The 26,162-nt window shown below is 56.7% G+C and carries 21 protein-coding genes; 10 read left to right on the top strand and 11 right to left on the bottom strand.

Annotation, left to right across the window (positions count from 1 at the left end; all coding sequences use genetic code 11):
* Window positions 1-24: 24 nt before the first annotated feature.
* The 4 genes from AC2TDA_RS14205 to xdhA are packed head-to-tail and all read right to left on the bottom strand — an operon-like array spanning window position 25 to window position 6,246.
* Window positions 25-1,542 carry an ABC transporter ATP-binding protein gene (locus tag AC2TDA_RS14205; RefSeq protein WP_480876953.1) on the bottom strand — a complete coding sequence of 506 codons (1,518 nt, stop codon included), beginning with the start codon at window positions 1,540-1,542 and terminating at the stop codon, window positions 25-27.
* The gene (xdhC, locus tag AC2TDA_RS14200; RefSeq protein ID WP_480876950.1) at window positions 1,539-2,474 is read right to left on the bottom strand and encodes a xanthine dehydrogenase accessory protein XdhC; all 936 of its coding nucleotides are present in this window, start codon (window positions 2,472-2,474) and stop codon (window positions 1,539-1,541) included. Before xdhC ends, AC2TDA_RS14205 begins: the two co-directional genes overlap by 4 nt.
* Window positions 2,474-4,888, bottom strand: a complete 2,415-nt coding sequence (gene xdhB, locus AC2TDA_RS14195) for a xanthine dehydrogenase molybdopterin binding subunit (protein WP_480876947.1) — start codon at window positions 4,886-4,888, stop codon at window positions 2,474-2,476. The genes xdhC and xdhB overlap by 1 nt, the downstream gene beginning before the upstream one ends.
* On the bottom strand, window positions 4,885-6,246 hold the full coding sequence (gene xdhA / locus AC2TDA_RS14190; protein ID WP_480876944.1) for a xanthine dehydrogenase small subunit: 1,362 nt from the start codon (window positions 6,244-6,246) through the stop codon (window positions 4,885-4,887). The genes xdhB and xdhA overlap by 4 nt, the downstream gene beginning before the upstream one ends.
* A 344-nt stretch (window positions 6,247-6,590) precedes the next feature.
* On the opposite strand from xdhA, the gene dnaE reads away from it, so the two are divergent.
* From dnaE to AC2TDA_RS14175, 3 genes are all read left to right on the top strand, one after another.
* A complete protein-coding gene (gene dnaE / locus AC2TDA_RS14185) occupies window positions 6,591-10,094 on the top strand; it encodes a DNA polymerase III subunit alpha (protein ID WP_480876943.1) in 3,504 nt (1,167 codons plus the stop codon).
* An 89-nt stretch (window positions 10,095-10,183) separates the two neighbouring features.
* Complete coding sequence (locus AC2TDA_RS14180; protein WP_480849079.1) at window positions 10,184-10,399, top strand: YMGG-like glycine zipper-containing protein; 216 nt, start codon at window positions 10,184-10,186, stop codon at window positions 10,397-10,399.
* Window positions 10,400-10,414: 15 nt separating this feature from the next.
* Window positions 10,415-10,780 (top strand): hypothetical protein, encoded by a 366-nt coding sequence (locus tag AC2TDA_RS14175; RefSeq protein WP_480876940.1) that lies wholly within the window; start codon window positions 10,415-10,417, stop codon window positions 10,778-10,780.
* A 4-nt stretch (window positions 10,781-10,784) separates the two neighbouring features.
* Here the strand turns inward: AC2TDA_RS14175 and AC2TDA_RS14170 are convergent, their stop codons facing one another.
* Window positions 10,785-10,979: a SlyX family protein gene (locus AC2TDA_RS14170; protein WP_480849077.1), complete on the bottom strand. Its 195-nt coding sequence runs from the start codon at window positions 10,977-10,979 to the stop codon at window positions 10,785-10,787.
* Window positions 10,980-11,125: 146 nt separating this feature from the next.
* Here AC2TDA_RS14170 and hisS point away from each other — a divergent pair, with 146 nt between their 5' ends.
* From hisS to hisG, 3 genes are read left to right on the top strand one after another with little or no spacing between them, the layout of a single operon-like run.
* Window positions 11,126-12,613: a histidine--tRNA ligase gene (gene hisS / locus AC2TDA_RS14165; RefSeq protein ID WP_480876937.1), complete on the top strand. Its 1,488-nt coding sequence runs from the start codon at window positions 11,126-11,128 to the stop codon at window positions 12,611-12,613.
* Between the two features lie 3 nt (window positions 12,614-12,616).
* A complete protein-coding gene (locus AC2TDA_RS14160; protein WP_480876934.1) occupies window positions 12,617-13,705 on the top strand; it encodes an ATP phosphoribosyltransferase regulatory subunit in 1,089 nt (362 codons plus the stop codon).
* Window positions 13,702-14,391, top strand: coding sequence for an ATP phosphoribosyltransferase (gene hisG / locus AC2TDA_RS14155; RefSeq protein WP_480876932.1), 690 nt, complete (start codon window positions 13,702-13,704; stop codon window positions 14,389-14,391). The genes AC2TDA_RS14160 and hisG overlap by 4 nt, the downstream gene beginning before the upstream one ends.
* Here hisG and AC2TDA_RS14150 read toward each other — a convergent pair whose 3' ends face one another.
* Entirely contained in the window at window positions 14,392-14,823 is a 432-nt protein-coding gene (locus tag AC2TDA_RS14150; RefSeq protein ID WP_480876929.1) for a DUF1489 family protein, read from the bottom strand.
* A gap of 132 nt (window positions 14,824-14,955) precedes the next feature.
* Between AC2TDA_RS14150 and AC2TDA_RS14145 the strand changes: the two genes are divergently transcribed.
* The gene (locus tag AC2TDA_RS14145; RefSeq protein WP_480876926.1) at window positions 14,956-17,241 is read left to right on the top strand and encodes an adenosylcobalamin-dependent ribonucleoside-diphosphate reductase; all 2,286 of its coding nucleotides are present in this window, start codon (window positions 14,956-14,958) and stop codon (window positions 17,239-17,241) included.
* Window positions 17,242-17,492: 251 nt separating this feature from the next.
* Window positions 17,493-18,065 carry a tyrosine-type recombinase/integrase gene (locus tag AC2TDA_RS14140; RefSeq protein ID WP_480878079.1) on the top strand — a complete coding sequence of 191 codons (573 nt, stop codon included), beginning with the start codon at window positions 17,493-17,495 and terminating at the stop codon, window positions 18,063-18,065.
* A gap of 117 nt (window positions 18,066-18,182) precedes the next feature.
* Here AC2TDA_RS14140 and AC2TDA_RS14135 read toward each other — a convergent pair whose 3' ends face one another.
* Genes AC2TDA_RS14135 through AC2TDA_RS14115 form a run of 5 tightly spaced genes read right to left on the bottom strand, consistent with a single transcriptional unit; the run spans window position 18,183 to window position 24,137 of the window.
* A complete protein-coding gene (locus AC2TDA_RS14135; protein WP_480876923.1) occupies window positions 18,183-19,694 on the bottom strand; it encodes an AMP-binding protein in 1,512 nt (503 codons plus the stop codon).
* Complete coding sequence (gene sauS / locus AC2TDA_RS14130; RefSeq protein ID WP_480876920.1) at window positions 19,691-21,112, bottom strand: acylating sulfoacetaldehyde dehydrogenase; 1,422 nt, start codon at window positions 21,110-21,112, stop codon at window positions 19,691-19,693. The genes AC2TDA_RS14135 and sauS overlap by 4 nt, the downstream gene beginning before the upstream one ends.
* Window positions 21,113-21,171: 59 nt before the next feature.
* On the bottom strand, window positions 21,172-22,131 hold the full coding sequence (locus AC2TDA_RS14125) for a Bug family tripartite tricarboxylate transporter substrate binding protein (RefSeq protein ID WP_480848713.1): 960 nt from the start codon (window positions 22,129-22,131) through the stop codon (window positions 21,172-21,174).
* A gap of 42 nt (window positions 22,132-22,173) precedes the next feature.
* Complete coding sequence (locus AC2TDA_RS14120; RefSeq protein ID WP_480876917.1) at window positions 22,174-22,629, bottom strand: tripartite tricarboxylate transporter TctB family protein; 456 nt, start codon at window positions 22,627-22,629, stop codon at window positions 22,174-22,176.
* Window positions 22,626-24,137 carry a tripartite tricarboxylate transporter permease gene (locus tag AC2TDA_RS14115; protein WP_480876914.1) on the bottom strand — a complete coding sequence of 504 codons (1,512 nt, stop codon included), beginning with the start codon at window positions 24,135-24,137 and terminating at the stop codon, window positions 22,626-22,628. Before AC2TDA_RS14115 ends, AC2TDA_RS14120 begins: the two co-directional genes overlap by 4 nt.
* A 113-nt stretch (window positions 24,138-24,250) precedes the next feature.
* Here AC2TDA_RS14115 and AC2TDA_RS14110 point away from each other — a divergent pair, with 113 nt between their 5' ends.
* Complete coding sequence (locus AC2TDA_RS14110) at window positions 24,251-25,282, top strand: LacI family DNA-binding transcriptional regulator (RefSeq protein ID WP_480876912.1); 1,032 nt, start codon at window positions 24,251-24,253, stop codon at window positions 25,280-25,282.
* Between the two features lie 437 nt (window positions 25,283-25,719).
* Window positions 25,720-26,067: a hypothetical protein gene (locus tag AC2TDA_RS14105; protein ID WP_480876909.1), complete on the top strand. Its 348-nt coding sequence runs from the start codon at window positions 25,720-25,722 to the stop codon at window positions 26,065-26,067.
* Window positions 26,068-26,162 lie beyond the last annotated feature (95 nt).

The raw sequence follows: 26,162 nt of genomic DNA, 5'->3' as shown, positions 1-26,162 counted from the left end.
TCTTTTTTGAGTCTTGTCACTGGCTTACACATGGGCCACCTCCATGCCATGTGCTCCGCCCATCATCAGGCCGATTTCGTCGACCGTCAGACCTGTTGTTGTGCGCGGCGCGCTCAGCCGTCCTTCGTTCAGGGCGGCGAAGCTGTCCGATATTTCCATCAGTTCATCCAGATCCTGGCTGATGCAAACAACTGCCGTGCCTTTGGCCGCCAGATCCAGAATTGCCTGACGGATCGAAGCAGCAGCGGCAGCGTCGACGCCCCAAGTCGGCTGGTTCACCACCAGCACGTCGGGGTTTTGTAGAACTTCACGGCCAATCACGAATTTCTGCAGGTTCCCTCCCGACAATGATCGTGCCGCGTTCTCGGGGCCCGGCGTGCGGACATCAAAGTCTTCAATGATCCTCTCGGCAAAGCTCTGCGTTTCGGCCCATTTCAGGAACCCGTTGTTCTCAAGGCCTTCGCGTACCGAACCGGTAAGCAATGCGTTCTCGGTCAAGCTCATATCCGGTGCAGCCGCGTGGCCCAGCCGTTCTTCGGGTGCCGTCAGTACACCCAGGCTGCGGCGCGCAGTCGGGCCTAGTTTGCCAATCTTCTGACCGTTGAACTTGATCGCGTCCGCAGCGGTCGGAATTTCACCGGACAAAACGCCCAGCAGCTCATCCTGTCCATTGCCAGCAACGCCGCCGATGCCCAGTACTTCGCCCTTGCGCACTGTCATATGGACGTTTTTCAGAGCGGTGCCGAATTCCGATGGTGACGGAACAGACAGGCCACTTACGTCCAGTGCAACCTCGCCAAACTCACGCCCCGAGCGTTCCGGTGTTTGCAGAGTCGAGCCCACCATCATTTCGGCCATATCACGCGCAGAGGTTTCGTTTGGAACACACTCGCCCACGTTCTTGCCCAAGCGCAGGATTGTGGCGTGATCACAAAGCGTGCGGATTTCTTCCAGCTTGTGCGAGATATAGAGGATCGAAGTGCCCTCGGATCGCAACTTGTTCAGCGTTTCAAAGAGGATATCCACCTCTTGTGGTGTCAGAACCGAGGTCGGCTCATCCATGATCAGCAGTTTGGGATCCTGTAGAAGACAGCGAATAATCTCGACCCGCTGGCGTTCTCCGGCAGACAGGTCGCCGACCGTGCGGTAAGGATCAAGGGGCAGGCCGTATGTCTCGGAAACCTCCCGAATTCGAGAAGCCAGATCACCCATGGCTGGTGGTTTCTCCATACCAAGTGCGATGTTCTCGGCCACGTTCAGCGCGTCGAACAGCGAGAAGTGTTGGAACACCATTGCGATCCCATCCGCCCGCGCAGCACGGGGTTCAGGTGGTGCAAAAGTCTGTCCGCGCAGCAGCATCGTGCCGCTGTCGGGTTTCACCAGCCCGTAGATCATTTTCACCAGCGTGGATTTTCCCGCGCCGTTCTCGCCCAGCAGGGCATGAACTTCGCCTTCACCGATGTCAAAGGACACCTGATCATTGGCCACGACGCCGGGATAGGCTTTGGTCAGCCCTTGCAAACTCAATAATGGAGTGGTCACGCGCTCAGGTCCTTCTTCAAGTCGTTCTGCCGGGCAGGGCGCAGGATTTGCGCTGCGACGCCGACGGCGATCATCTGCGGGTGTTTGCCCAGTGACGGATCGCCAATCGGGCAAGTGATCCGGGTTATCCGTTCGGGCGGGTGCCCGAGGGTGGCCAGCCGCGACCGGAATCGCGCCCATTTGGTAGCCGAGCCGATCAAGCCCGCAAAGCGGAAATCGTGCAAAAGCAGCCTGTTGCACAGTTCCAGATCCAGATTGTGTGAATATGTCAGCACAAGGTGTTCGGCATCGCGTGGCGCATAGCGCACCAGCTCGGCTGGTTTCGCCGCTGGCGCGACGGTGACACCGCTCGGTACCGTTTCGGGGAACCGTTCTGGTCCGGTATCGACCCAAGTGATCGCCAGATCGGGCAGTGGTGACAGGACATCGACCAGAGCACGGCCTACGTGACCTGCGCCCCAAATCCACAAGTTGCGCTCCGGTTTATGCACCGGCTCTACCATCCAGCTGTCGATCAGTTGTGTGTCCGGCTGAACGCCCTGACCACGGGCCTGCGTCTGCAGGCGTTTGACCGAAAGGGGCATTTCGCCACCTGAGGTCGGGCGAGCGATCAGTGTGTCGTCCAACTTGTTTACGGTGTCGCGATCATAGATTTCACTGAACAGTGTTACCGCACCTCCGCAGCATTGTCCCAAGTCGGGGCCAAGCGCATGTTGCGTCAGGCGGGACGACTTGGTCTGAGACCGCGCTGCCTCGGCGGCCTGAAACTCCAGCGTTCCGCCACCGATAGTGCCTGATTGCCCGTCCTCCCAAACAAGCATAGCTGCACCAACTTCGCGGGGTGACGAACCTTTGATCCCGGCAATGACCACCCGGACCACTTTTCCGTGGGTTTTGACCGCCTCCCTCAATGCTTCCCGATCAAATCCCATTAGGTACCTTCCTTAACTCTTTGGACGCCGTGCCAGACTTCTTCCGCCGTGGCCGGTGCGTCCAATGCGGGATAGCTGTCTCCGCAGGCCGCCACCGCGTTCGACAGCGCCAGCCAGGCGGATATGCCCAGCATGAACGGCGGCTCTCCTACCGCCTTGGAGCGATAGATCGTGTCCTCACGGTTCGCGCCATCCCACAAAGCCACGTTGAAAACGTCGGGCCGGTCGGAACAGGCCGGGATCTTGTAGGTCGACGGCGCATGCGTGCGCAGGTTGCCCTTGCCATCCCAGACCAGTTCCTCGGTTGTCAGCCAGCCTGCGCCTTGCACATACCCGCCCTCAACCTGACCGACATCCAGTGCCGGGTTCAGCGAGGCACCTGCGTCATGCAGGATATCTGTGCGCAGAATTCGGTTTTCTCCGGTCAGCGTATCAACAGCAACTTCGGTGATAGATGCACCATAAGCGAAGTAGAAGAACGGTCGGCCGCGACCTTTGATCCGGTCCCATTCGATCTTGGGGGTCTTGTAGAACCCGGTCGCCGACAAGCTCACACGGCCCTGATAAGTCAACGCGGCGGCTTCGGCGAAGGGATAGGTCTCTTCGCCGACCGTGACCTGACCATCCGCAAATGTGACCGTTGATGGATCAGCCTGATGCCGTTCTGCCAGATAATCCGCCATCCGGTCGCGGATCGTGTCACAGGCAGCCTTGACCGCCATACCATTCAGGTCACTGCCCGAAGACGCCGCCGTAGCAGACGTGTTGGGCACCTTGGCTGTGTCCGTCGCCGTGATCTTAACCATCTCTAACGGAATGCCAAAGCGGGACGCAGCAACTTGCGCGACTTTCTGGAACAGTCCCTGGCCCATTTCCGTGCCACCGTGGTTCAGGTGAACCGAGCCGTCCTGATACACGTGCACCAGCGCCCCCGCCTGGTTCAGATGGGTCAGCGTGAATGAAATGCCGAACTTGACCGGAGAGAAGGCGATGCCTTTCTTGATAACGGAATTCTTGGCGTTCCACTTCTCGATCGCTGCCTTACGGGAGGCATAATCGCTGGATTTCAGCAACGCCTCTGTCATCTCATGCAGTTCGAAATCAGTGACTTCCATGCCGTAGGGCGTTGTATTGCCGCCTTCTGGCACCGGCCGAACAGGTGGCGCAGTCTTTACCTGCTCCACTGCACCCAAACTTGTCAGATCCTCGTGCGGGTCGACATGGCCCAAGGGACGGGTCGCTAGGTGCGTGGGTTCCATGGTTGGCACATGTGCTGGGTCATAGTAGTTCCGGCGACGCAGTTCGACCGGATCCAAACCCATCACGTGCGCGGCGTGATCCATCACTCGCTCAATGGCGACCATGCCCTGAGGCCCGCCAAAGCCGCGATAGGCGGTGGCAGATTGGGTGTTGGTCTTCAGCCGGTGGCTTTCGATCCGGGCATTCGGTAGCAGATAGGCGTTATCCGAATGCAACATCGCGCGGTCAGCCACGGGCAGGGATAGGTCCTGCGCCCAGCCGCAGATCGCGTATTGCAGGAAGGAAACGCCCTGAATATGCCCGTACTCATCAAATCCGGCTTTGTACGAAATGCGAAACGCATGGCGCTTGCCGGTGATGATCATGTCATCGTCACGGTCATAGCGCATTTTGCAGGCCTTGCCGGTTGCACGAGCCGCGACGGCACAGGCAACGGCCAGAGCATTGCCCTGACTTTCCTTGCCGCCAAATCCGCCGCCCATGCGGCGCGTTTCAACCCGAACGGCGTGCATTGGAACGCCCAATGCGTCCGCAACTTTGTGCTGAATCTCGGTCGGGTGCTGGGTCGAGCTATGCACCAGCATATCCGCGCCTTCATTTGGCACGGCCAAAGCGGCCTGTCCTTCCAGATAGAAGTGCTCCTGCCCGCCAAGTTCGAAACCGCCCTCAATCACATGAGCAGACCCGCCAATGGCGGCGTCCGCATTCCCTTTGGCATAAATTCGGGGGCCTTCTTCGAACCGGCTGTCCGCTGCCAAGGCATCCTCGACTGTCAGGATCGGAGTTTCTTCGGCATAATCGATCTTGTCCAAACGTGCCGCTTTACGCGCCGCAAGATGGCTTGTTGCGACCACAAGGAAGACGGGCTGGCCAATATAGTTGACCGTACCATCCGACAGCAAAGGCTCGTCATGGATGGACGGAGAGACGTCATTGGCAAAGGGCAGGTCCTCGGCGGTCATCACCATGACGACCCCTTCGGCGGCTTTTACAGCCGACAGATCCATCGCCGTGATCTTACCCTTGGCGATCGGGCTTTGGCCAAAAGCCAGATGCAGCGATCCTTTGGGCGTCGGGATGTCGTCCACATAACGTGCAGTACCAGAGACATGCAGCGGCGCGGCGTCGTGCGGGAGTGGTTTTGTCACGCTCATGCTGTCACCTCCAGCACGTTAGTTACCTCGCCCTGATCTTCGAGGAAGTATCGTTCGAGCATCGCCTTGGCCGTTTCCAGCCGATACGTGGCCGAGGCGCGCATGTCCGTCATCGGGGTGAAATCGTCAGCAAAAGCAGGGATCGCGGCCCGAATGGTTTCGTGTGTCCATGGCTTGCCGGCCAAAGCGGCCTCGACGTTAGAGGCTCGTTTCGGAATTCCAGCCATTCCGCCAAAGGCGATGCGTGCCTGCGTGACGATGCCGTTCGAAACGGTGATGTTGAAACACCCGCACACGGCCGAGATATCCTGATCGAAGCGCTTGCTGAGTTTATAGGTTTTCAGACGGTCGACCTGACGCGGGAAGCTGACGGCTTCGACAAATTCGCCCGGGGTGCGATCTTGCTTGCCGTAGTCGATGAAGAACTCTTCCAGCGAAACCGAACGACGTGCATCTCCCTTGCGGAGGTGCAGCGTTGCATCCAGAGCAATCAGCGCGGGCGGATTGTCTCCGATAGGCGAGCCATTGGCGATGTTCCCACCAACGGTGGCCGCGTGGCGGACCTGAACGCTGGCATAGCGGCGGATCATCTCGGCGTAGGAAGGATGCAGGTCGGCTAGCGCCGCACCCATGCGGTTCATGTCGACCATGGCACCGAAGCGGACTTCGTCATCTGTGATGTCAATTTCCTTCAGATCGTCACAGCGGTTCAGGAAAATGACCGGGTCCAAATTCCGCAGTTGCTTGGTGACCCACAAACCTACGTCGGTTGCTCCTGCTACCAGTGTGGCATCCGGGTGCTCGGCAAAAACGGCGGCCAATTCGTCTGAGGATTCCGGCAACATGGGTGAGGCCGCCCGCGTCGCTACAGGCTTGTCCCGAACCCAGACCGGAACAGGGTGTTTTTCAACGGCTTCCGCCGCGCGAATGATCGGTGCATAGCCCGTGCAGCGGCAAAGATTGCCGGCAAGCTGAGTGTCGTGATCTGTTGCGCCAGTGGCGTGGCTTGCCACTATCGACATCACGAAACCGGGAGTGCAGAAACCGCATTGCGAACCATGCAGGTCGACCATGGCCTGTTGAGCGGGATGCGCTTCACCATTCGGACCACAGGCACCTTCGACCGTACGCACCGCCTTGCCGTGCAATTGGGGCAGGAACAGGATGCAGGAATTCAGCGCTTTGTGGCCGCCTTCATCCGTCACCATCACGGTGCAGGCACCGCAATCGCCCTCGTTGCAGCCTTCTTTGGTGCCGGTCAGGCCGCGGTCCTCGCGCAGCCAGTCCAGCAGGGTCGCTGTCGGATCGACATCCGCCAGCTCCACTGTCTCTCCGTTCAGAAGAAACGTGATATTCATACGAGAAACCCGTCGCCTTACCCGGTTGTGCCCTTCGGTGCTCTCCTTCGATGCGACGTAGAAAGAGTAGCGGGCTGGTAGCTTGCCGTAAGATGTTAGAAACAGCGCAGGTTGTCTGGCAAGAAAAACTGCCCCTGCGATGCACCAATACCGCCAAACGGCGTGAATTATTTAACCAACTGTATTGCTCAGTGTTTTGAAACTAAAGTGTTTTCTGTTTGGCGAAGAACTTCCCACCCGAAGCACCTTCTGAAAAAACCGAATAATCGCCGTCGATTATTTTGACAGTTCGTGGCTCAGGTTCCGGCTTTTGCGTGGTCGCTGGCTGAGGTAGCCTGCCGGTCATGAGCAGTATTCCCCGATTCATTCACCTCCGCGTTCACACCGAATATTCGCTGCTGGAAGGTGCCGTGCGCCTGAAAAAGCTGCCGGCTATTTGCGAGCAGATGGAGATGCCGGCCGTCGCTGTGACCGACACAAACAGTATGTTTTCGGCGCTCGAGTTTTCGGTCACCGCTAGCGGGGCGGGCGTGCAGCCGATCATGGGGTGCCAGGTCGACTTGACTTACGTGCAGGCGCAACCGGGTGAAAAGCCAAAAGCGCCCGCGCCGCTGGTGTTGCTGGCACAATCTGAGGTCGGGTATGAAAACCTGATGAAGCTCAGCTCTTGCCTCTATGTGGACAAGGGCGGACAACTGCCGCAAGTGACGCTGGAGGAGTTGGCGGACCGATCAGATGGCCTGATCTGCCTGTCCGGTGGGCCCGATGGCCCGGTGGGACGGCTTTTACAGCAAGGTCAGCGTCCGGCGGCAGAGGTTTTAATAGATAGGCTGGCGGCGATGTTCCCGGATCGCCTGTATATCGAATTGCAACGCCATCCGGGTGAGGGTGGCCAGCCCGAAGCCGAACGGCTGACTGAACGTGGTCATGTCGAGATGGCCTATGCCAAGAACCTGCCACTGGTTGCCACCAACGACGTCTATTTCCCGACCTCGGATATGTACGAGGCGCATGATGCGCTGATCTGTATCTCTGAAGGCGCCTATGTCGACCAGCAAGACGGCCGCCGTCGTCTGACCGCACAGCATTATTTCAAGTCTCAGCAAGAGATGGTGACTCTGTTCGCCGATCTGCCCGAGGCCATCGAGAACACCGTCGAGATTGCCAAACGCTGTGCGTTCATGGCCTATCGTCGCGACCCGATCCTGCCAAAATTCGCTGATGATGAGGTCGCCGAACTGCGCCGCATTGCGAATGAAGGACTGCAGAAGCGTCTGGCGGTGATCCCGCATGCTGTGACGCCCGAGGAGTATCAAGAGCGGCTGGATTTCGAGCTCGACATTATCGAAGGGATGGGTTTCCCGGGCTACTTCCTGATCGTTGCGGACTTTATCCAATGGTCCAAAGATCAGGATATTCCTGTGGGGCCGGGTCGGGGCTCGGGTGCGGGCTCGCTGGTTGCTTATGCGCTGACGATCACCGACCTTGATCCATTGCGCTACAGCCTTCTGTTCGAACGCTTCCTGAACCCCGAAAGGGTTTCGATGCCAGACTTCGATATCGACTTCTGCATGGACCGTCGGGAAGAAGTAATCCGCTATGTGCAGCAGAAATACGGCCGCGACAAAGTGGGGCAGATCATCACCTTTGGTGCGCTCTTGTCGAAGGCGGCCGTGCGTGACATCGGACGAGTTCTGCAAATGCCTTACGGGCAGGTGGACCGGCTGTCCAAGATGATCCCCGTCGAAGGCGTCAAACCCGTATCCATCGAAAAAGCGTTGAAAGACGAACCGCGCCTGCGCGAAGAAGCCCGCAACGAAGAGGTTGTGGATCGTCTGCTAACATACGGCCAGCAGGTCGAGGGTCTGCTGCGGAACGCTTCGACGCACGCAGCGGGGGTTGTGATTGGAGACCGCCCGCTGGATGCGCTGGTACCGCTTTATCAGGATCCGCGCTCGGATATGCCTGCAACCCAGTTCAACATGAAGTGGGTGGAGCAAGCCGGGCTGGTGAAGTTCGACTTTCTGGGTCTGAAAACCCTGACCGTGATCCAAAACGCTATGGATCTGATCTTTAAGTCCGGGCGCCCGCTGCACGTCACCGCTGATGGCACGGAACTCTATGAACCGGCCGAGGGGGCCGAGAACCAGATCAACGCAATCCCTCTGGACGACGAAGCGACGTATAAACTCTATTCTGCTGCTAAAACAGTCGCAGTGTTCCAGGTGGAATCCTCGGGCATGATGGACGCGCTCAAGCGTATGAAACCCACGTGTATCGAGGACATTGTTGCTCTTGTGGCGTTGTACCGCCCCGGTCCGATGGAGAACATTCCAACCTATTGCGAGGTCAAGAACGGGCTGCGGAAAATCGAGTCCGTACATCCTCTAATCGACCATATCCTTGAAGAAACCCAGGGCATCATCGTTTATCAGGAACAGGTGATGCAGATCGCGCAGGTCATGGCAGGGTATAGCCTTGGCGGTGCCGACCTGCTGCGCCGTGCGATGGGTAAGAAGATCAAAGAGGCGATGGACGCCGAACGCCCGAAATTCGAAAAGGGCGCGGGCGAAAATGGAGTGGATGCCAAGAAGGCGTCTGAGGTCTTCGACCTGCTCGAAAAATTCGCGAACTATGGCTTCAACAAATCACACGCAGCTGCTTATGCGGTGGTCAGTTACCAGACCGGCTGGCTGAAGGCGAACCACCCGGTTGAGTTCATGGCGGGCGTCATGAACTGCGATATCCACCTGACCGACAAGCTGGCTGTCTATTTCGAGGAAGTCCGTAAAGGCCTGGAACTTCCCTACGTGCCGCCCTGCGTGAACCGCTCGCTGGCGACTTTCGACGTGGTCGAGGGGCACTTGGTCTATGCGCTGGGCGCGCTCAAGAATGTAGGCGCCGAAGCGATGAACCTTGTGGTCGAAGGGCGCGCGGAAAAGCCATTTGTGAACCTGTTCGATTTTGCCCGCCGCGTCGACCTGAAGAAAGTGGGCAAGCGCCCTCTGGAAATGCTGGCGCGGGCCGGGGCTTTTGATCAGCTCGACAAGAACCGCCGTCGTGTATTCGAAAGCCTTGATCCGCTTGTGCAATACTCGGCGGCAATCCATGAACAGAAGAACTCGAACCAGGTGTCCTTGTTCGGTGAGGCTGGCGACGACCTGCCCGAGCCGCGCCTGTCGCAGTCGCCGGACTGGCTGCCGGCGGAGCGGTTGAGCGAAGAATTTAAGGCCATCGGCTTTTACTTGTCGGGTCACCCTCTGGACGACTACATGCCGGCGCTAAAGCGGCGTGACGTCATGACTCTGGATCAGGTCATCGAGCATGTCAGGCACAAAGGGATGATGCTTGCCAAAATGGCAGGGGTGGTTTCCGGGAGACAAGAGAGGAAATCGGCAAAGGGTAACCGCTTTGCCTTTGCTCAGCTTTCCGATCCGACCGGCGCTTACGAAGTCACGCTGTTCTCGGATACTTTGGAAAAGTCGCGTGAGTTTCTGGAGACCGGCGCGCAGGTTGTCCTGACCGCCGAGGCGACGATGGAGGCGGACCAGCTGAAACTGCTCGGCCGCTCCGTCGGTCCGGTTGACGCCGTAGTAGCCGAATCCGGTGCAACCGGGCTCAAGATTTTTGTGGAAGAACCGCAGGTTTTGCCGACAGTGGCAAAAGTGCTTGAGGACGCGGCCAGCGCGGCCAAAAACGCTTCGAAGGGTCCGATTCAGCTGTGCCTGATGGACCCTGGCTTGCCCGGAGAAGTTGAAATGGAGTTAGGTCAGGATTTCCCGATCAACCCACAGATCAAGGGCGCAATTAAATCGTTGGACGGAGTCATGTCAGTCGAGGAGATCTAACGCCCACCGTTTTGTTGCCAGTACATTGGCGCCTCGTTAGGCTTACCCCAAAGGTAATTGCTCAGGTCATGCCATGGGAGGGCATCCACATGACGATTTCAGGAATTGGATTAAGAACAGTTGCATTTGCCGCAACAACGTCGCTGGCTTTGATCTCGGCCACAGCGGGGTTGGCGGATGACAAAGAGAAAAAAGCGGTAAAGGGCGCGTTGATCGGTGCGGGGGTCGGCGCTCTGGTTGGTGATGGCAAAGGGGCCGCTGCAGGGGCGGTCGTTGGCGCGCTCATCGGCGCGAATTCAAAGTAATCGGAGGGGTATGAGATGCGTATTTTCGCTATTCAGATAATGACCGCCGCTCTTATTTCTGTTCCGGTCCTGGTGCAGGCTGACGAGGCAGCAAAACAGATGGCGCAAGAAGCCCTGCCGATGATGTACCATACCTGTGCCTCCGTCATTGAAGAGGCCGATGGGAGCGACGAATACGTTCTGGACGTGGTCAGCAAGATGACGGCCCTTTCGCTCTATAACCGACAGATCAATATCGAGGACTACGCGTCGTCTGATGAGGATAAGGCCAAACTGCGTGAGACATTTTTGGCCGCTCTGACTGAGGGTTGCGCGGGGGACGAGAATGCGTTGCTTGGCGGTGTCGTTGATGATGCCGTAAAATCGACTTTGGGTTTGTAGGATCTCAATAGTGAGGCGGGCGTTCGTCTCCCAAGATAACGCCGCCGGATCCTTCCTGTGCGCGCTCAGCTTCGCGCTGTAACAGCATTTCAACCCGACGGGTCAGGCGGTCGATTTCGTCCTGTTGCCGAGTGACGACTGTGTTCAGCTCTTCGACCGTGCGGGTCAAATGGGCGATCTGTTCTTCCAGATGCTGCATGGGACGCTCCTGTCTCTGAGCCGGTCATAGCGGCCTGCTGTCTCCAAGGCCAGAGAAAGAACGCCTGCGGCAGAGGGTTGGCTTGCCCCGATCCGGGCCATGGGATAGACCGCGCGCGGAACAGGAAAATCCCAAGGACGCCCCAAATGGCCAAGCCCAAGAAACAGCCCCGCCCCAAGGCAGTCACGCCGAAAGGGTTCCGTGACTATTTCGGCTCGGAAGTCACGCAGCGCACCGAGATGCTGCGGACCATTGCTGGCGTCTATCATCGCTACGGTTTTGACGCACTGGAAAGCAGCGCGGTCGAAACCGTCGAGGCGTTGGGCAAGTTCCTGCCCGACGTCGACCGCCCGAACGAAGGCGTGTTCGCATGGCAGGAATTCGATGAGAACGACAATGGCGACTGGATGGCCCTGCGCTACGATCTGACCGCGCCTTTGGCGCGCGTCTATGCGCAGCACCGCAACGATCTGCCGACACCCTATCGCCGCTATGCGATGGGTCCGGTTTGGCGCAACGAAAAGCCTGGTCCGGGTCGGTATCGCCAATTTTATCAGTGTGATGCGGATACTGTGGGGACGGCCTCGATGACGGCCGATGCCGAGATCTGCGCAATGCTATCGGACACGTTGGAGACCGTTGGTATTCCGCGCGGTGACTATCTGGTGCGCGTTAACAACCGCAAGGTTCTGAATGGCGTGCTCGAGGCGATGGGTCTGGGCGAAGACGCGGCGGCCCGCGATAACGTTCTGCGCACCATCGACAAGTTCGACAAGGTGGGGGAGCAGGGCGTGCGAGAGTTGCTGACCCAGGGTCGTCTGGATGCATCGGGGGCGTTCATTGACGGCGTTGGCCTCAGTGACGATCAAGCCGAGCCGGTGATTGCCTTTCTGACATCCAAGGCCACCGACACTGCCGGGACGCTGGCTAATCTGCGGGCCGCCGTGGGCGACAGCATGATGGGTGCGGATGGTATCGCCGAGCTGGAACAGATCGGCGCCTTGCTGGATGCGGGCGGCTATGGTGCCGACAGGATCGAGATCGACCCTTCGGTCGTGCGCGGTTTGGGCTACTACACCGGGCCGGTTTATGAAGCTGAACTGACCTTTGAGATTTTCGACGAGAAAGGCCGTAAGCGCCAATTCGGGTCGGTCTCGGGCGGTGGGCGCTATGACGATCTGGTCAGGCGGTTCACGGGGCAGGAAGTTCCTGCCACGGGTATATCCATTGGAGTTGACCGCCTTCTGGCGGCGCTGCGCGAAAAGGGTCGGATCAGTGCCAGGGCCAAGGGCCCTGTGGTTGTCACCGTTATGGATCGGGATCGGATGGCCGATTATCAGACAATGGTGGCTGAATTGCGCAATGCAGGTATCCGGGCTGAGGTTTATCTGGGAAATCCCAAAAATTTCGGCAACCAGTTGAAATATGCGGACAAGCGCAACTCTCCTATCGCTGTGATCGAGGGCGGTGATGAAAAGGCTAACGGCATCGTGCAGATCAAGGACCTGATCCTCGGCGCCAAGATCGCCGAAAGTGCCACGCTTGAGGAATGGAAAGAGCGCCCCAGCCAGTTCGAAGTACCGCGCGGTGATCTGGTCGCCAAAGTACGTGAAATTCTGGACAGTCAGGACTGACCCATGGCCAACCGTTCCCAGATACAGACGCGCGCCGCGATGATGCGTGTCCGGTTCGAGGCCGCCGGGGCGTTGGTCGTGGACCCACCGCTGCTACAACCGGCTGAAACTTTGCTGGACCTTTATGGCGAGGATATCCGAGCCCGCGCATATGTGACCTCTGACGCCTTGCGCGGTGAGCAGATGCTCCGACCGGATTTCACGCTGCCCGTAGTGCAAATGCATATGAGCGAAGGCGCAGAGCCTGCGCGTTACACCTACTCCGGCGAAGTCTTCCGGCGGCAAGAGCACGACCCGGATCGTGCCAACGAGTATATTCAGGTGGGGTACGAGGTCTTTGACCGCGATGATCCCGCCGGGGCTGATGCCGAGGTGTTTTCTCTTTTCGCTCTGCAATTGCGCGGCTTGCCCCTGCGTGCCGCGACTGGCGATATCGGCATCTTGACAGCCGCTGTTGAGGGGTTGCGCACGACGGATCGGCGGAAGGCGGCATTGATGCGGCACCTGTGGCGCCCGCGCCGGTTCCGTGTGTTGCTGGATCGATTTGCCGGTCGAAAGCCCGCCCCGGAAGGACGTGACGCCTTGCTTGATGCAGCCGATCCGATGGCTTTTGAATTTCCTATTATCGGTAAACGCCGAGCGCCGGAGATTGCTGCGCGCATCGAAGCCTTGTGCGAAGACCGCGACACGCCTCCGGTTTCTGACAGCGAGTTGGCTGGGCTGGAAACACTTCTGAATGTGAGGGAAACCATGCCCTTCGCGCTGGAACAATTGCGCGATGTTGCGGTGGACCTTCCGCAGATCACTCCAGCACTGGATCGCCTTGAGGCGCGGATTGCGTCTCTGCAAGCACGCGGCGTTAACGTGGAACGGTTGGATTTTGAGGCCGCCTATGGGCGCACGTCGATGGAATATTACGACGGTTTCGTTTTTGGCTTTTATGCTGAGGGTCGGCCCGATTTGCCGCCCATTGCCACTGGCGGGCGTTATGACGCGCTGACGCGGCAATTGGGGAACGGAGCGGAGATTCCGGCCGTTGGAGGCGTCATTCGCCCGGATCTGATGCTCGAGATCGAGGAGGCGATGCAATGAGCCTGAAACTGGGCGTACCATCCAAGGGCCGGTTGATGGAGAAGACCTTCTCGTGGTTCGAAAAGCGCGGCGTTTCTCTGTCACGCAGCGGATCGGATCGGGAATATGCCGGTAAGGTCGAAGGAATCGATGGGGTTTCCCTGATCCTGCTTTCCGCAGGAGAAATCCCGCGGGAACTGGCCGCTGGCCGTATCCATTTGGGCGTCACTGGCGTTGATCTGGTGCAAGAAAAGTTGCCGCGCTGGGAACAGCAGGTAGAAGAGATCTCACAACTGGGGTTCGGCAAAGCCGATCTGATCATCGCAACACCCGCCTGCTGGGTGGACGTGGACACGCTGGACGATCTGGACGCGGCGGCGGCTGCGTTCCGCAAAACGCATGGCCATCGGCTTAGGATTGCGACCAAATACCATAGGCTGGTGCGGGAATTCCTGACCGACGCAGGTGTGGCTGACTATACACTGGTTGATAGCCAGGGCGCGACTGAAGGCACCGTGATGAACGAGACCGCCGAGGCGATTGCGGATATCACATCAACTGGTGAAACCTTGCGGGCAAACCACCTGAAAATCCTGTCTGATGGGCTGATCCTGCAATCTCAGGCCACTCTTTGGCGTAGCCGCGTGGCGAAATATGACGCTGAAAATAAATCAGTTTTGTCCGGGCTATTGGATCAATTGGGATAATTAAAGCACGCCGATATCCGCCAGTGCCCGATTCAAGTCTTCGGGCAGGGCATCGTCTTGTTCACGCCCTTTCGGCAGGTCGGCCGGGGTATCTTCGGGTTTAAGGTAACGCCAACCCTGAAAAGGGCGTTTCAGGGCGTTCTGAGTGCGATGCACTTCGGGATCCAGAACAATGGCGCAGCGACGGATACCGTCTTCTCCCCGGACCTCGTCCAGTCGCAGGATGCGCTGACGGCATTGAACGACGCCTTTGATTACCCAATAGATTGACCCACCGTTCAGAATCTCGGCCTCGCGCTTGGGCCACATGCGGGTGACATGGCGTGGTAAGCCGTCCTCGTACAGCGGCTTTCGGCTGTCCTGCCACGCGATCAGCGTATCGACGCTTTCAGAGCCGACGGATAGTTTTATGAGGTTTACGAATTTATCCACAGTTTTCCCACAGAGTCGTCCCGAGGTCTTGCTTTATATTGTAGAGCAACGGGAAAAGGCATCAAGTTGTTGTGGCATTTGTCGGCACATTTAGTCTATCTTGGATTCCTCTTTGCTAAATAGGAATCACCAATGAGCCGCTTTGCCGCCCCCATCGCCGAGCAGATCTGGGACATGAAGTACCGTTTCAAACAAGCGGATGGTACGCCCATAGACAAGACTGTTGAGGACAGCTGGCGGCGTATTGCGCGCGATCTGGCGCGAGTTGAAAAGGACCCTGCACATTGGGAAGAAAAGTTCTTCGAGGCGCTGGAGGACTTTAAATACCTTCCGGCTGGTCGCATCACCGCGGGTGCCGGCACTGCCCGGCAGGTGACCCTGTTCAATTGCTTCGTCATGGGGACGGTTCCCGACAGCATGGGCGGCATATTTGACATGCTGAAAGAGGCCGCGCTGACTATGCAGCAGGGTGGGGGGATCGGTTACGATTTCTCGACGATCCGCCCACGTGGCGCGGATGTGCATGGGGTGGCCGCGGATGCTTCTGGGCCGCTCAGCTTCATGGATGTCTGGGACGCGATGTGCCGCACGATAATGTCAGCGGGCTCGCGCCGCGGCGCAATGATGGCCACGATGCGGTGTGATCACCCAGATATCGAGCAGTTCATCACCGCCAAATCCGACCCTGCCCGCTTGCGCATGTTCAACATGTCGGTGCTGGTGACAGATGCCTTCATGGAAGCGGTCAAGGCAGATGGCTCATGGGAACTAGTGTTCGGCGACAAGGTCTATCACACCGTTCAGGCGCGTGATCTGTGGAACAAGATCATGCAGGCGACCTATGATTATGCGGAGCCGGGCGTGATCTTTATCGACCGGATCAACAAGGCCAATAACCTGAGCTATGTCGAAACCATCGCGGCTACGAACCCTTGCGGCGAACAGCCGTTACCGCCTTATGGCGCCTGCCTGCTTGGTTCGATCAATTTGGCGCGGTTAGTGACTGAACCGTTTGAGAACGGTGCTCATCTGGATGAAGCAGCGATGCAGGAGCTGGTCTCTACCGCTGTCCGGATGATGGACAACGTGGTTGATGCTTCGAAATTTCCATTGCCGGAACAGGCTGCCGAGGCGCAGGCCAAGCGCCGTATCGGTTTGGGGGTAACAGGCTTGGCAGATGCATTGCTGATGTTGGGCCTGCGCTATGGATCCGACGAGGCGGCGCGTCAGACCGAGCTTTGGTTGCAGGCAATCGCTCGCGCCGCATATCTGGCGTCGGTGGATTTGGCACGCGAGAAGGGGGCTTTCCCGTTGTTCGACGCCGAGAAGTACCTGGCCAGTGGCACAATGCAGCAAATGGATGAGGACGTGCGTGATGCAATCAGGGAAAACGGTATACGTAACGCGCTGCTGACGTCGATTGCACCGACCGGCACGATTTCGTTGTACGCCGGAAACGTCTCATCAGGGATCGAACCTGTTTTTGCTTATGCTTACACGCGCAAGGTTCTGCAAAAAGATGGATCGCGCACCGAAGAAGAGGTGGTGGACTACGCTGTTCAAATGTGGCGCGACAAGTTCGGTGATAAGGAGTTGCCTGACTTTTTCGCCAACGCACAGACCTTGTCCCCGTCCGATCACGTCAAGATGCAGGCAGCGGCGCAGAAATGGATCGACAGCTCGATTTCAAAGACGATCAACTGCCCTGAAGACATTAGTTTTGATGCGTTCAAGGATGTTTACATGCAGGCTTGGGATCAAGGCTGCAAAGGGTGCACAACCTATCGTCCAAACGATGTGACCGGTTCGGTTCTGACAGTTTCTGAAAGTTCGGAAAAGGTTCCGGGCGAAAGTGCCGACGCCCCGCATGAAGTCGAAGGTGGCGACGTTATCTATATGTCGGAACCGCTGGACCGCCCTCAGTCACTGGAGGGATCGACATACAAGCTGAAGTGGCCAGACAGCGAGCATGCGATTTATTTGACCATCAACGATATCGTCATCAGCGGGCGTCGGCGACCGTTTGAAGTTTTCATCAACTCCAAAAACATGGAGCACTATGCCTGGACGCTTGCGCTGACCAGAATGATCTCGGCCGTGTTCCGTCGTGGTGGGGATGTTTCCTTTGTCGTCGAGGAACTGAAGGCAGTGTTCGACCCGCGCGGCGGCGCCTGGGTCAAGGGCAAGTACATCCCGTCCATCCTGGCTGCGATCGGCGGAGTGATCGAGCAGCACATGATTGCGATCGGGTTTTTGGAGGGTGAAGGCATGGGGCTGAAATCCGACCCTCAGGCGCAGGTGGTAAACATGGATGCGCCACGCGGCAAAGCCTGTCCGTCCTGCGGGCAATTTGACATGGTCATGATCGAAGGTTGCATGACATGTCGAAGCTGTGGGCATTCCAAATGTGATGGATGAAATTCTATGTAATTTTTTGTTGATGTGAAAATCAGGATCGGTTTGCAATTTATCGAGCTCAAGCTGCAACTTTGGCCATCTAAACCTTGCCACCGCTGTACGAGGCGGTGGCATTGTCGTTGAATTTGGAATGTATTGAAGGTCGTTGTCGTTGTCGTTGTGGGAGGGCATGGCGGATCGTAGGATCAGTGATGGAAACACCAAACTTGCCTGCCATTCGCGCGCTTCGTCCAGTTTGAAACAAGGGACGTATCATCGGTCAGAAGCGGCCACTAATACCAAAGCACGTCTGGGCGATCCGAGTTCGACTTGAACTGGCCGAAAACCACCGTGATCTCGCGCTGTTCAACATGGCAATCGACAGCAAGGTACGCGGCTGCGATTTGGTGAAGATGAAAGTCGCCGACGTAATGGCCTCTGGTCAGATCAAGGAACAGGCGATGGTGTTGCAGAGCAAAACGCAGAAACCCGTGCGCTTCGAAATATCTGAAGGGACGCGCGCCTCCGTCGAGAAGTGGATGGAAGACAAACTCATGATCGGTTCAGAATACCTGTGGCCTGGGCGGTTTCATGAGCGCCTGCATATCTCTACCCGCCAGTACGCACGGATCGTATGTGATTGGGTGACGTCCATTGGGTTGGAGGCGAGCGCTTACGGCACACATTCAATGCGGAGAACTAAGGTCACCCAGATTTACAAGAAGACGGGCAATCTGCGCGTAATACAACTCTTGCTCAGCCATACTAAGATGAACAGCACAGTTCGGTATCTCGGCGTTGAGCTTGAGGGCGCCTTAACCGTAGCGGAAGCTATTGAAATCTAATGCCTCCGGGCTGCTTTCACGGGCGGCCCGAACCGGACATTAGGTCACCCGTTAGTGCTGCAGTGCGGCTACGCCAACACAAACACTTGGATTTCTAACAAGCAGTGTCACAGATTATCACCTCTTTGCGTTACCAGTCTTCCCATTAACGATCTCAAGTATTCTGTTTCTTTGAATTTTTCCCGATGGCCCTTTTGGCAGATCCGGCAAGATATGAACTTCATCGGGAGACTTGAAGCGACCTAATTGGGTTTGGCAAATCTTCGACAGGTCTTGCGGCGTCAATTCAGATCCTTCGCGAATTCTTACGGCCGCCTCGACGGTTTCGCCATAGCTGTCGCAGGGGCGTGCAAAAGCCGCGGCTTCAACTACATCGGGGTGAGAATAAAGCGCTTCGTCGATCTCACGTGGTGCAATGTTTTCACCGCCCTTGATGATTAGTTCCTTCAACCGTCCAGTGACAAAAACGTAACCATCCTTGTCCATGCGCGCCAAATCACCGGTTCGCAACCAGCCATCGGAAGTAAATGTACCTGCAGTGGCATCCGGGTCTTTTAAGTACTCCAGCATCACATTCGGTCCACGTATGACTAATTCGCCTTCCGTTCCGTGCGCAATATGTCGAAGGCTCGCGTCAAAAATTGCCGCCTCATTTCCGTAAGCGATGCCCGGAGATCCAATCTTGCGGACACCCGGAGGCAATGGGTTAGACAGAATTTGCGCGGCGGTCTCGGTAAGACCCATAGTTTCCACGATTGGGATTTCGAACCAATCTTCAAACGCGCGCTGCACGTCCGGTGCCAAAGCCGAAGAAGCGGATCGACCGAAACGAACACGTTGTCGGGTTTGGATATCCGGTCCGGTGTCGGAGTGCAGCAAGTGGGAAATTATGGTTGGCACGACTGAAAACCAGGTTGCCTCGACCTTCCCCAGATTGTCCCAGAACCGGCTGGCAGAAAACCGTTCACACATCGCCAACGAACCGCCCGATACCAATGTTCCCATGACTGTCACGCACAGCCCGTTGATATGGTAGATCGGCAAAACGCAAAACCCGCGATCAGCCTCGGTCAGTTCATGAGCAACAGTTGTCGTCCAACCACCTGCCAGCAGGCTGGAATGAGTGTGGACAACGCCTTTTGGGCGACCGGTCGTCCCCGATGTATACATTAAAAGCGCGTGGTCGCCGGGCGTGACGTCATGTAGACCGCCAACAGCATCCTTGGCATCTGCAACTTGCAACGAGGTGATCTCGGCAGGATCAGCAGTTCGTTCGAACAAATCCGTTTGTCCGGGATGCACAAAGCCATAGCGTGAGCCGCTGTGTTTCAGCGCATAGGATACGGCGTTGTCGCCAGCGACGAGGTTAATCATTGTTGCCCGGAATCCTCCGTAGAGAACACCGAAAAGGACCTCAAGTGCTTCACGGCTATTGGGGTAGAGGATGGCTATGCTTTCCCCTTTTGCCACACCCATACCGGTTAACATGACTGCGATGCTGTGGGCTGTTTCGCGCAATTCACCCCAGCTCAGATCCGGTTCTCCGTCGGGGAAAACAAACCCGATTCCGCCCTGACTTGCTCTTTGGTTCAACCAGTCGCGGACGGTTCCTTCGGGCGGTTCCATCATTGTCCAACCTCCGACCAATAGTCGCCGAAAATCTCCTCCAGCCCAGGTTCACGCAGAGGTATTTCACGCACTATCTTGGTGGTCTGGACGAAATGCCGCCAATGCAGGTTGGTGTCGATGGAATTCCCACCCCAACTGCCGCACCCCATCGAGAGCGAAAACGGCATTCCATTGGTGAAACTGCCGCCGGTGGCAAAGGTATGCGCCTGGTTTACAATGACCCGACAAGTGGGCATCTCGTGTCCCAACTTAACTGCGCGCGTGTCGTCATCAGTATGGATGCCGACCGAATGCCCGGCCCCCTGATGTGCCAGAATGCGAGTGGCAATAGCCTTGGCCTCGTCAAAATCTGCTGCGCGGTAGAGCGCCAATACCCTGCTGAGTTTTTCGCCGGACAAAGGATGATCCGGGCCTATCCCGTCGGTTTCCACCGCCAGAAACTTGGTCCCCTCTTGTACTTTACCCGTCATTCCCAGGGCTTCGAGCATCTTGTCGGCGTCCTGCGCTATGGCCGAACGGTTAAGATGACCATCGGGCCAAAGCCGCGCGACGATGTCACTTGCACCGGAAGACGGAACCAATGCACCGCCCTCGGCAGCCATTGCGGCGACGAAGGCGTCATAAACTGCGTCCACCACGATCACCGCATTCTCAGAAGAACAGGACGTTGCGTTGTCGAAACACTTTGATGCAGTGATCTTGGCTGCGGCGGCAAGCAGATCGGCAGTCTCGTCCACAATCACTGTGACATTGCCAGCGCCAACTGCGACCGCTGGCGTACCACAGGATTGTGCACGTTGGACGTTGTTTTGACTTCCGGTGCATATCACCCGATCGACAGTTTCCATTAGTCGCTGTGTCTTGGCCTTTGAACCCGGCGCCGGGATCATCTGAACCAGATCGCGATCCAATCCCAGCTTGTCGAATTCTGTGTGAATGTACCCAATCAGCATCTCGCAGGATGCCACGCCCTTGGGGGAGGGCGCCACCACAATGGAGTTGCCGCCCTTTAGCGCATTGATGATGTTGTTCGCGGGCGTCGCGGCCGGGTTGGTAGACGGCACAACCGCGCCGATCACACCGACAGAGCGCGCAATCTCGGTAATACCAGTAATAGGATCGTCACTAATGATGCCGTGGGTTTTCGCGTCAGCGATATCTCGCAGCAGACCGAGTGTCTTGCGATGGTTCTTAGTGATCTTGTCGGGCACATTGCCAAGACCAGTGGTTTCAACAGCAGTCTCGGCCAGCGACCGATTGCGTGCTGGTTCCATGATGGCCCATCCCACTGCAAGTGCCGCTTTGTCATAAAGCGCCTGACTGCCACCGGTTTCGAAAGCTGCCTGGGCCGTACGCGCTCGTGCTACAATACTGTCTACTTCAGCGATTTCGGGGGAAATCCCGTCCTGAGCGTTCATCTTGGTCCTCGATTGTTTGTTCGGGGCGGACCCACTCCGCCCCGCAAGGTTCGGCCGGATCAGAGGCCAGCCAATAACTCATTCAGCGTTTGTTGACGCTGCGCCCACATCTCGATCACTTCGTCTCGTGTCATGATGTGCATAGGCGAACCGCCTGCCTGCATCTTTTTGGCTACACGATCGTTGGCAAACATTTCCGGGACCGCGGCCGCCAGTTTCTCTATCACCTCAGGAGGTGTTCCCTTGGGCACCATCACGCCTCGGAAATTGACCGAAGAATTGTCGACATCCAGCCCCTGTTCCATCATCGTAGGCACATCCGGCAGGAAGGCGTTGCGCTCCAGATCAGCAACTCCCAGGATTTTTACGTTGCCTGCCTCTTGCGCACGGAATGCATCCGAAAGGTTGTTGATACCGCCCATGACTTCACCGGCAATAACCGCTTTCATGGCTGCAGCCCCGCCGCCTTTAGTCGGGATGTAGGCCATCTTGGTTCCCGCTGCCTTATCGATCTGAAGGGCGGCAATGTGGTGGCCCACAAAAAGTCCCGCTCCGGATACAGTCAGCTTGCCGGGATTTTCCTTAGAATAAGAGACGACATCGTCCATAGAATTAAACGGGCTGTCCGCACCAACAACGAAAACTGCCGGATCTGCACCCCAGTTTGCAATGGGTTCAAAACTGTCTGCCGAGTACTCCACACCGCCCTTGATCGACTGGGCGATGAAATGCGGAACGTTATAGGCCGCCAGCGTATAGCCATCCGGGTCAGCCTGGGTTGCAAACCAGTTCCAGCCAACGCGCCCGCCCGCACCAGGTTTGTTGATGATGGCAATGGGCATCCCCAGCGCATCCTCGTTCCCCGAGGTCATCGTGACAATCCGCGCCTGAAAATCAGTTGCTCCACCGGCGCCGTAGCTGACCATCATCATGATCGGTCGTTCGGGGTATTCCTCGGCCACCGCCGCGCCTGTTAGACTCATTAGGGCCAAAGCGGCCCCTGCAATCATTCGTTTCATTTGTGTTTCCTCCCTAAATTAGTTCACCCGCATCCTGTGCGGTCAGAACAGTATTTCCTTTGGCGTGTAGACGTTCAGAAGCATGCCAAAGAGCCCGTACATCACCGCTATGAAAACCGCTGTGATGATGCCGCGCTTGATCCAAGTTTTGGATTCGGAATGAGGAGCCGGATCGTAAATTGACAGCAGAGTGAAGAAAGCGATTGCCGTCGCAGTGTAGAACCCCAGGGTTTTGGCTCCCCAGAAAACGTAGATTAGCGTTACGATCAGACCCGGCAGCATGTTGATGAACATCGAGCGTGTCACACCGTTCCCGACCTTGGACAATCCCATCACCGCCTTGCCGAATGTCCATCCGGCCAGAACCACAAAGACCGATGCGATCAGGCGCGGGAACAGGAACGCCTCGGCCGGTTGCTGAGTAAAGCTGACCCAGGTCACCCAAAGACCAACCGCAAATACCAGACCAGACCCAAAAACATGCTGCGAGCGGTTCATGCCTGCGCCTCCTCTTTGGTGGTGTAGCGACGATGACGCAATTCCATCCAGACCGAGTATGCGACCGATGCCAGCACCACAGCGATCAGCAGCAGGTTCAATCCACCGGTCAGGAAATAAGCCGCCTTGCCTTCGGTCGCGTCCGCAATCATCCCACCCTGAATGAAGTTGGCCTCGGCGATTGGTCCAAGGATCAACCCCAACACCAACGGTGCGGCTGAGAAGCCAAAGCGTTCCAGGAAGAACATGCCGATGCCGAGGCACGCCATGACATAGACATCACCCATTGACCCCTGAACCGAATAAGCTCCGAAGACTGACAGCGCCAGTACGATGGCCGCCATAACCGATTGCGGAACCTGAGCCACACGGGCCGCAAGACCCGCCACATAGAGGCCGAAGATGCACATTAAAACCTGCCCGATCAGCATCGAGTTGATGAAGGTCCAAGCGACATCAGGATGGTTGTCGAACAGGTCCGAGCCCGGGAAAATTCCATGGATCAGCAATCCACCTAACAGGACCGCGGCAGTAGGGCTGCCGGGGATCGATAGGGTCAATAATGGTACCAGTGAAGGTCCGACCATCGCATTATTGGCGGATTCCGCAGCGATCACGCCTTCGGAATGACCTGTGCCGAACCTGTCCTTTTCGGATGAGAATTTCTTGGATTGGTCATAGGCAACCAAACCTGCGATCTGTCCACCAACACCCGGGATCAGACCTATGATCGAACCGGTCAATGTGCCGATACTCAACGCGCGGGTGCGGGCAAATAGTTCTCGAACCGCAGCCAGTATCGAATGGCGTTGCACTTCGATGACTTCGGCGCCGGTGTTGTGGCGACCTTTTGCAAACATCGTCAGAACCTGAGGGATTGCAAACAAACCAATCAGCGCAGCAATGATGTTGATGCCTCCGCCCAAAGCGGGATGAAAGATGAACCGTTGCGCGCCCATGATGTCGTCAAACCCGATGGTGGCCAGCCACAACCCGATACAGCCAGAGAGCAGGCCTTTGACCACCGAGGCAGAATCCAGTGTACCGATCACCGTCACCCCCAGAATGGCCAGCCAGAACAGGTGCGAAGGGCCGAAAGCCAATGCCCATTTGGCCAGTACAGGGGTCAGAAAAATCAACAGGAGCACACCAAAGATGCCACCCACGGCCGAGGCCAGAAAAGACAGCTGCAACGCCCGCGCTCCCTGGCCCTGCTTGGCCATAGTGTGCCCATCCAATGTCGTTGCGATATTGGCTGGTGCACCGGGGATCTTGAGCAAAATGGCACTAACCGCGCCGCCGGCAACAGTCGAGGTATAGGCCGCCCCCAACAGGATCAGTCCCTGCGCCGCCTCAAGTTGGAAGGTAAACGGTATCAGCAGGGCAACTGCCATGGTAGGTGACAGCCCCGGGGTTGCACCAAGGATTAGCCCTCCAATCGTGCCACCCAACAGCAGTAGAAACGATAGCGGTGTGAATACGTCTCCGAAGTAATAAATGAATTCCATTCAGGGCCTCCCACCCCATCAGTTCACACTTTTACTTTTGTTGACAAATCAGGTTAGGCCATGAAAATAGTATTGCAAATGTTTTCATAAATTCGACCATGCGGAAGAATATTATGGCTAATTTTCAAAAGGGTAAGGTGGATATTGTCGCGGTCGCAAAGGCCGCAAAAGTTTCACCGTCCACAGTCTCTCGCACCTTCAACCACCCAGATCTGGTGAACCCAGCGACTCGAAAAAAGATCAACAGGGCGGTTCAGAGACTTGGATACATCCGAAACCGGGCGGCACAGACGATGCATGGCAAACGATCAGGCACCATCGGTCTAGTGGTGCCAACGATAAACCACGCCATTTTTGCCGAAGTCATTCAGGCTTTTTCGGATTCCATCGATAATGCCGGGTTCAGTCTGTTACTGGCATCACATGGTTATGACCTCAATCGGGAATACGCGATGGTTCGCAAGCTGCTGGAGCATCGTGTGGACGGAGTGGCGCTGGTCGGATTGGAGCATTCCGAAGCCACCGCCCGGCTGATCGAACAGCAGAAAGTACCGGCGCTTGCAATTTGGAATTATTCGGAGGATTCCGCCCTTCCGTGTGTTGGGGCAGACAACCGGTTGGCCGGGCGTCTTGCGGCAGAACATCTGCTGGCCTTGGGGCACCGCGACATCGGGCTGATCTTTCCTAAAACCACCGGTAATGACCGAGCGCAAAATCGGCTTTCTGCCGTACATGATGCGCTAAACGAAATGGGTATTTCCGTTCCGAGTGAGCATGAATCGGAAGCCCCATATAGTGTGTCTCAAGCCAAGCAAGCAGCCATGTCTCTTTTGACTGAACGCTCTCGTCCCACGGCTCTACTTTGCGGGAATGACGTCATTGCGCAGGGCGCATTGTTTGCGGCCCAAAACCTTGGTTTGAAAGTTCCCGATGACCTGTCCATCATCGGGATCGGAGATTTCAAAGGATCCGCGGATGTTGAACCGGGGCTAACTACAATTCGCATCCCTGCAGAAACCATCGGCAAACTCGCTGGCGAAAAGTTCACCGACTACATTACGTCAGACGATGCAAAGCCCTTTAGAATCTGCTGCGAGTTAGAGCGCGTTATTAGAGGAACAACAAGTCTGGCTTCGAATTCTTAGGCAACTAAGAAATGCAAGTCATCGCCCGGAACATCCAAATTTTGGAAGTCTGCCGAAACGCAGAGACTAATTGCCGTGGCGTATTAGAGCAACTGGATCTCAAGCGTATTGAGTGTCCGGTTTTGTTACCACAGCGAAGTTGTTTTGAACTTGCAGTGAACACACACTTCCCGCCCATGGCAGACAAAAGTGTTCCACTCTTACTTTTATCGAACTGCCTGTAGGCTGCACGCATCTGGACGATAAACACAAGAACAACCCCCTTGAAAGGGCAACTTTCCTTCATTGTTGCAGAGAACGACACCTTAATTTGGTCATTCAATCTAATCTCATACCGTGCCACAACTACCTCAAAGGATTGTGCTGGGCATTTCCAGCAATCGGCGTAGGCATGCCTGCACCCTCATCGGCAGAACGAATACCGCCAGTTTTGTCTAGTGGTACACACTTCGGGCCACGTCGTTGCCTCGCGCGGAGATGTTCAACGGGTTGTCGTCATTGAAACCGATCTTGAATACAAATGGGCGGTCGTCCTGGATGCCGATCCTTATGTGCAGGAACCCAGAGAGCAGGTTCGATTTGATTGGCATGATGTTGGACGGCTTCGCATTCACTTCATTGATTTGCTCATCGGTATGCATAGCGGCACGACTTCAGTATTGATCGTGAAACCAGAAAAGCGAATTCGACAACACAAGTTCGTAGTTGAGACACGAAAACTCGCGAGGCAGGTCAAAAGCTCTGGCATCGTCGACGAGGTGCGTGTCTTGACTGACGAGTGGTAACGGCATGGTTTGTCGCTCATTCCTCGTAGCAAACAGAATTGGGATGATATCCTCTGGAACCTCTCGGAATTCGCACCTCGCGGAGATGAACTGGA

It is taken from the genome of Ruegeria sp. HKCCD6426, from assembly GCF_057221115.1.
Note: the sequence above shows the minus strand (reverse complement) of the source record. Positions and strands in the feature narration are given on the sequence as shown.

What these genes read in the sequence shown, in the direction of transcription:
- xdhC (WP_480876950.1), bottom strand. Translation starts at nt 2,474, where the DNA reads ATGGGATTTGATCGGGAAGCATTGAGGGAGGCGGTCAAAACCCACGGA.
- xdhB (WP_480876947.1), bottom strand. Translation starts at nt 4,888, where the DNA reads ATGAGCGTGACAAAACCACTCCCGCACGACGCCGCGCCGCTGCATGTC.
- xdhA (WP_480876944.1), bottom strand. Translation starts at nt 6,246, where the DNA reads ATGAATATCACGTTTCTTCTGAACGGAGAGACAGTGGAGCTGGCGGAT.
- dnaE (WP_480876943.1), top strand. Translation starts at nt 6,591, where the DNA reads ATGAGCAGTATTCCCCGATTCATTCACCTCCGCGTTCACACCGAATAT.
- AC2TDA_RS14180 (WP_480849079.1), top strand. Translation starts at nt 10,184, where the DNA reads ATGACGATTTCAGGAATTGGATTAAGAACAGTTGCATTTGCCGCAACA.
- AC2TDA_RS14175 (WP_480876940.1), top strand. Translation starts at nt 10,415, where the DNA reads ATGCGTATTTTCGCTATTCAGATAATGACCGCCGCTCTTATTTCTGTT.
- AC2TDA_RS14170 (WP_480849077.1), bottom strand. Translation starts at nt 10,979, where the DNA reads ATGCAGCATCTGGAAGAACAGATCGCCCATTTGACCCGCACGGTCGAA.
- hisS (WP_480876937.1), top strand. Translation starts at nt 11,126, where the DNA reads ATGGCCAAGCCCAAGAAACAGCCCCGCCCCAAGGCAGTCACGCCGAAA.
- AC2TDA_RS14160 (WP_480876934.1), top strand. Translation starts at nt 12,617, where the DNA reads ATGGCCAACCGTTCCCAGATACAGACGCGCGCCGCGATGATGCGTGTC.
- hisG (WP_480876932.1), top strand. Translation starts at nt 13,702, where the DNA reads ATGAGCCTGAAACTGGGCGTACCATCCAAGGGCCGGTTGATGGAGAAG.
- AC2TDA_RS14145 (WP_480876926.1), top strand. Translation starts at nt 14,956, where the DNA reads ATGAGCCGCTTTGCCGCCCCCATCGCCGAGCAGATCTGGGACATGAAG.
- AC2TDA_RS14135 (WP_480876923.1), bottom strand. Translation starts at nt 19,694, where the DNA reads ATGATGGAACCGCCCGAAGGAACCGTCCGCGACTGGTTGAACCAAAGA.
- sauS (WP_480876920.1), bottom strand. Translation starts at nt 21,112, where the DNA reads ATGAACGCTCAGGACGGGATTTCCCCCGAAATCGCTGAAGTAGACAGT.
- AC2TDA_RS14125 (WP_480848713.1), bottom strand. Translation starts at nt 22,131, where the DNA reads ATGAAACGAATGATTGCAGGGGCCGCTTTGGCCCTAATGAGTCTAACA.
- AC2TDA_RS14120 (WP_480876917.1), bottom strand. Translation starts at nt 22,629, where the DNA reads ATGAACCGCTCGCAGCATGTTTTTGGGTCTGGTCTGGTATTTGCGGTT.
- AC2TDA_RS14115 (WP_480876914.1), bottom strand. Translation starts at nt 24,137, where the DNA reads ATGGAATTCATTTATTACTTCGGAGACGTATTCACACCGCTATCGTTT.
- AC2TDA_RS14110 (WP_480876912.1), top strand. Translation starts at nt 24,251, where the DNA reads ATGGCTAATTTTCAAAAGGGTAAGGTGGATATTGTCGCGGTCGCAAAG.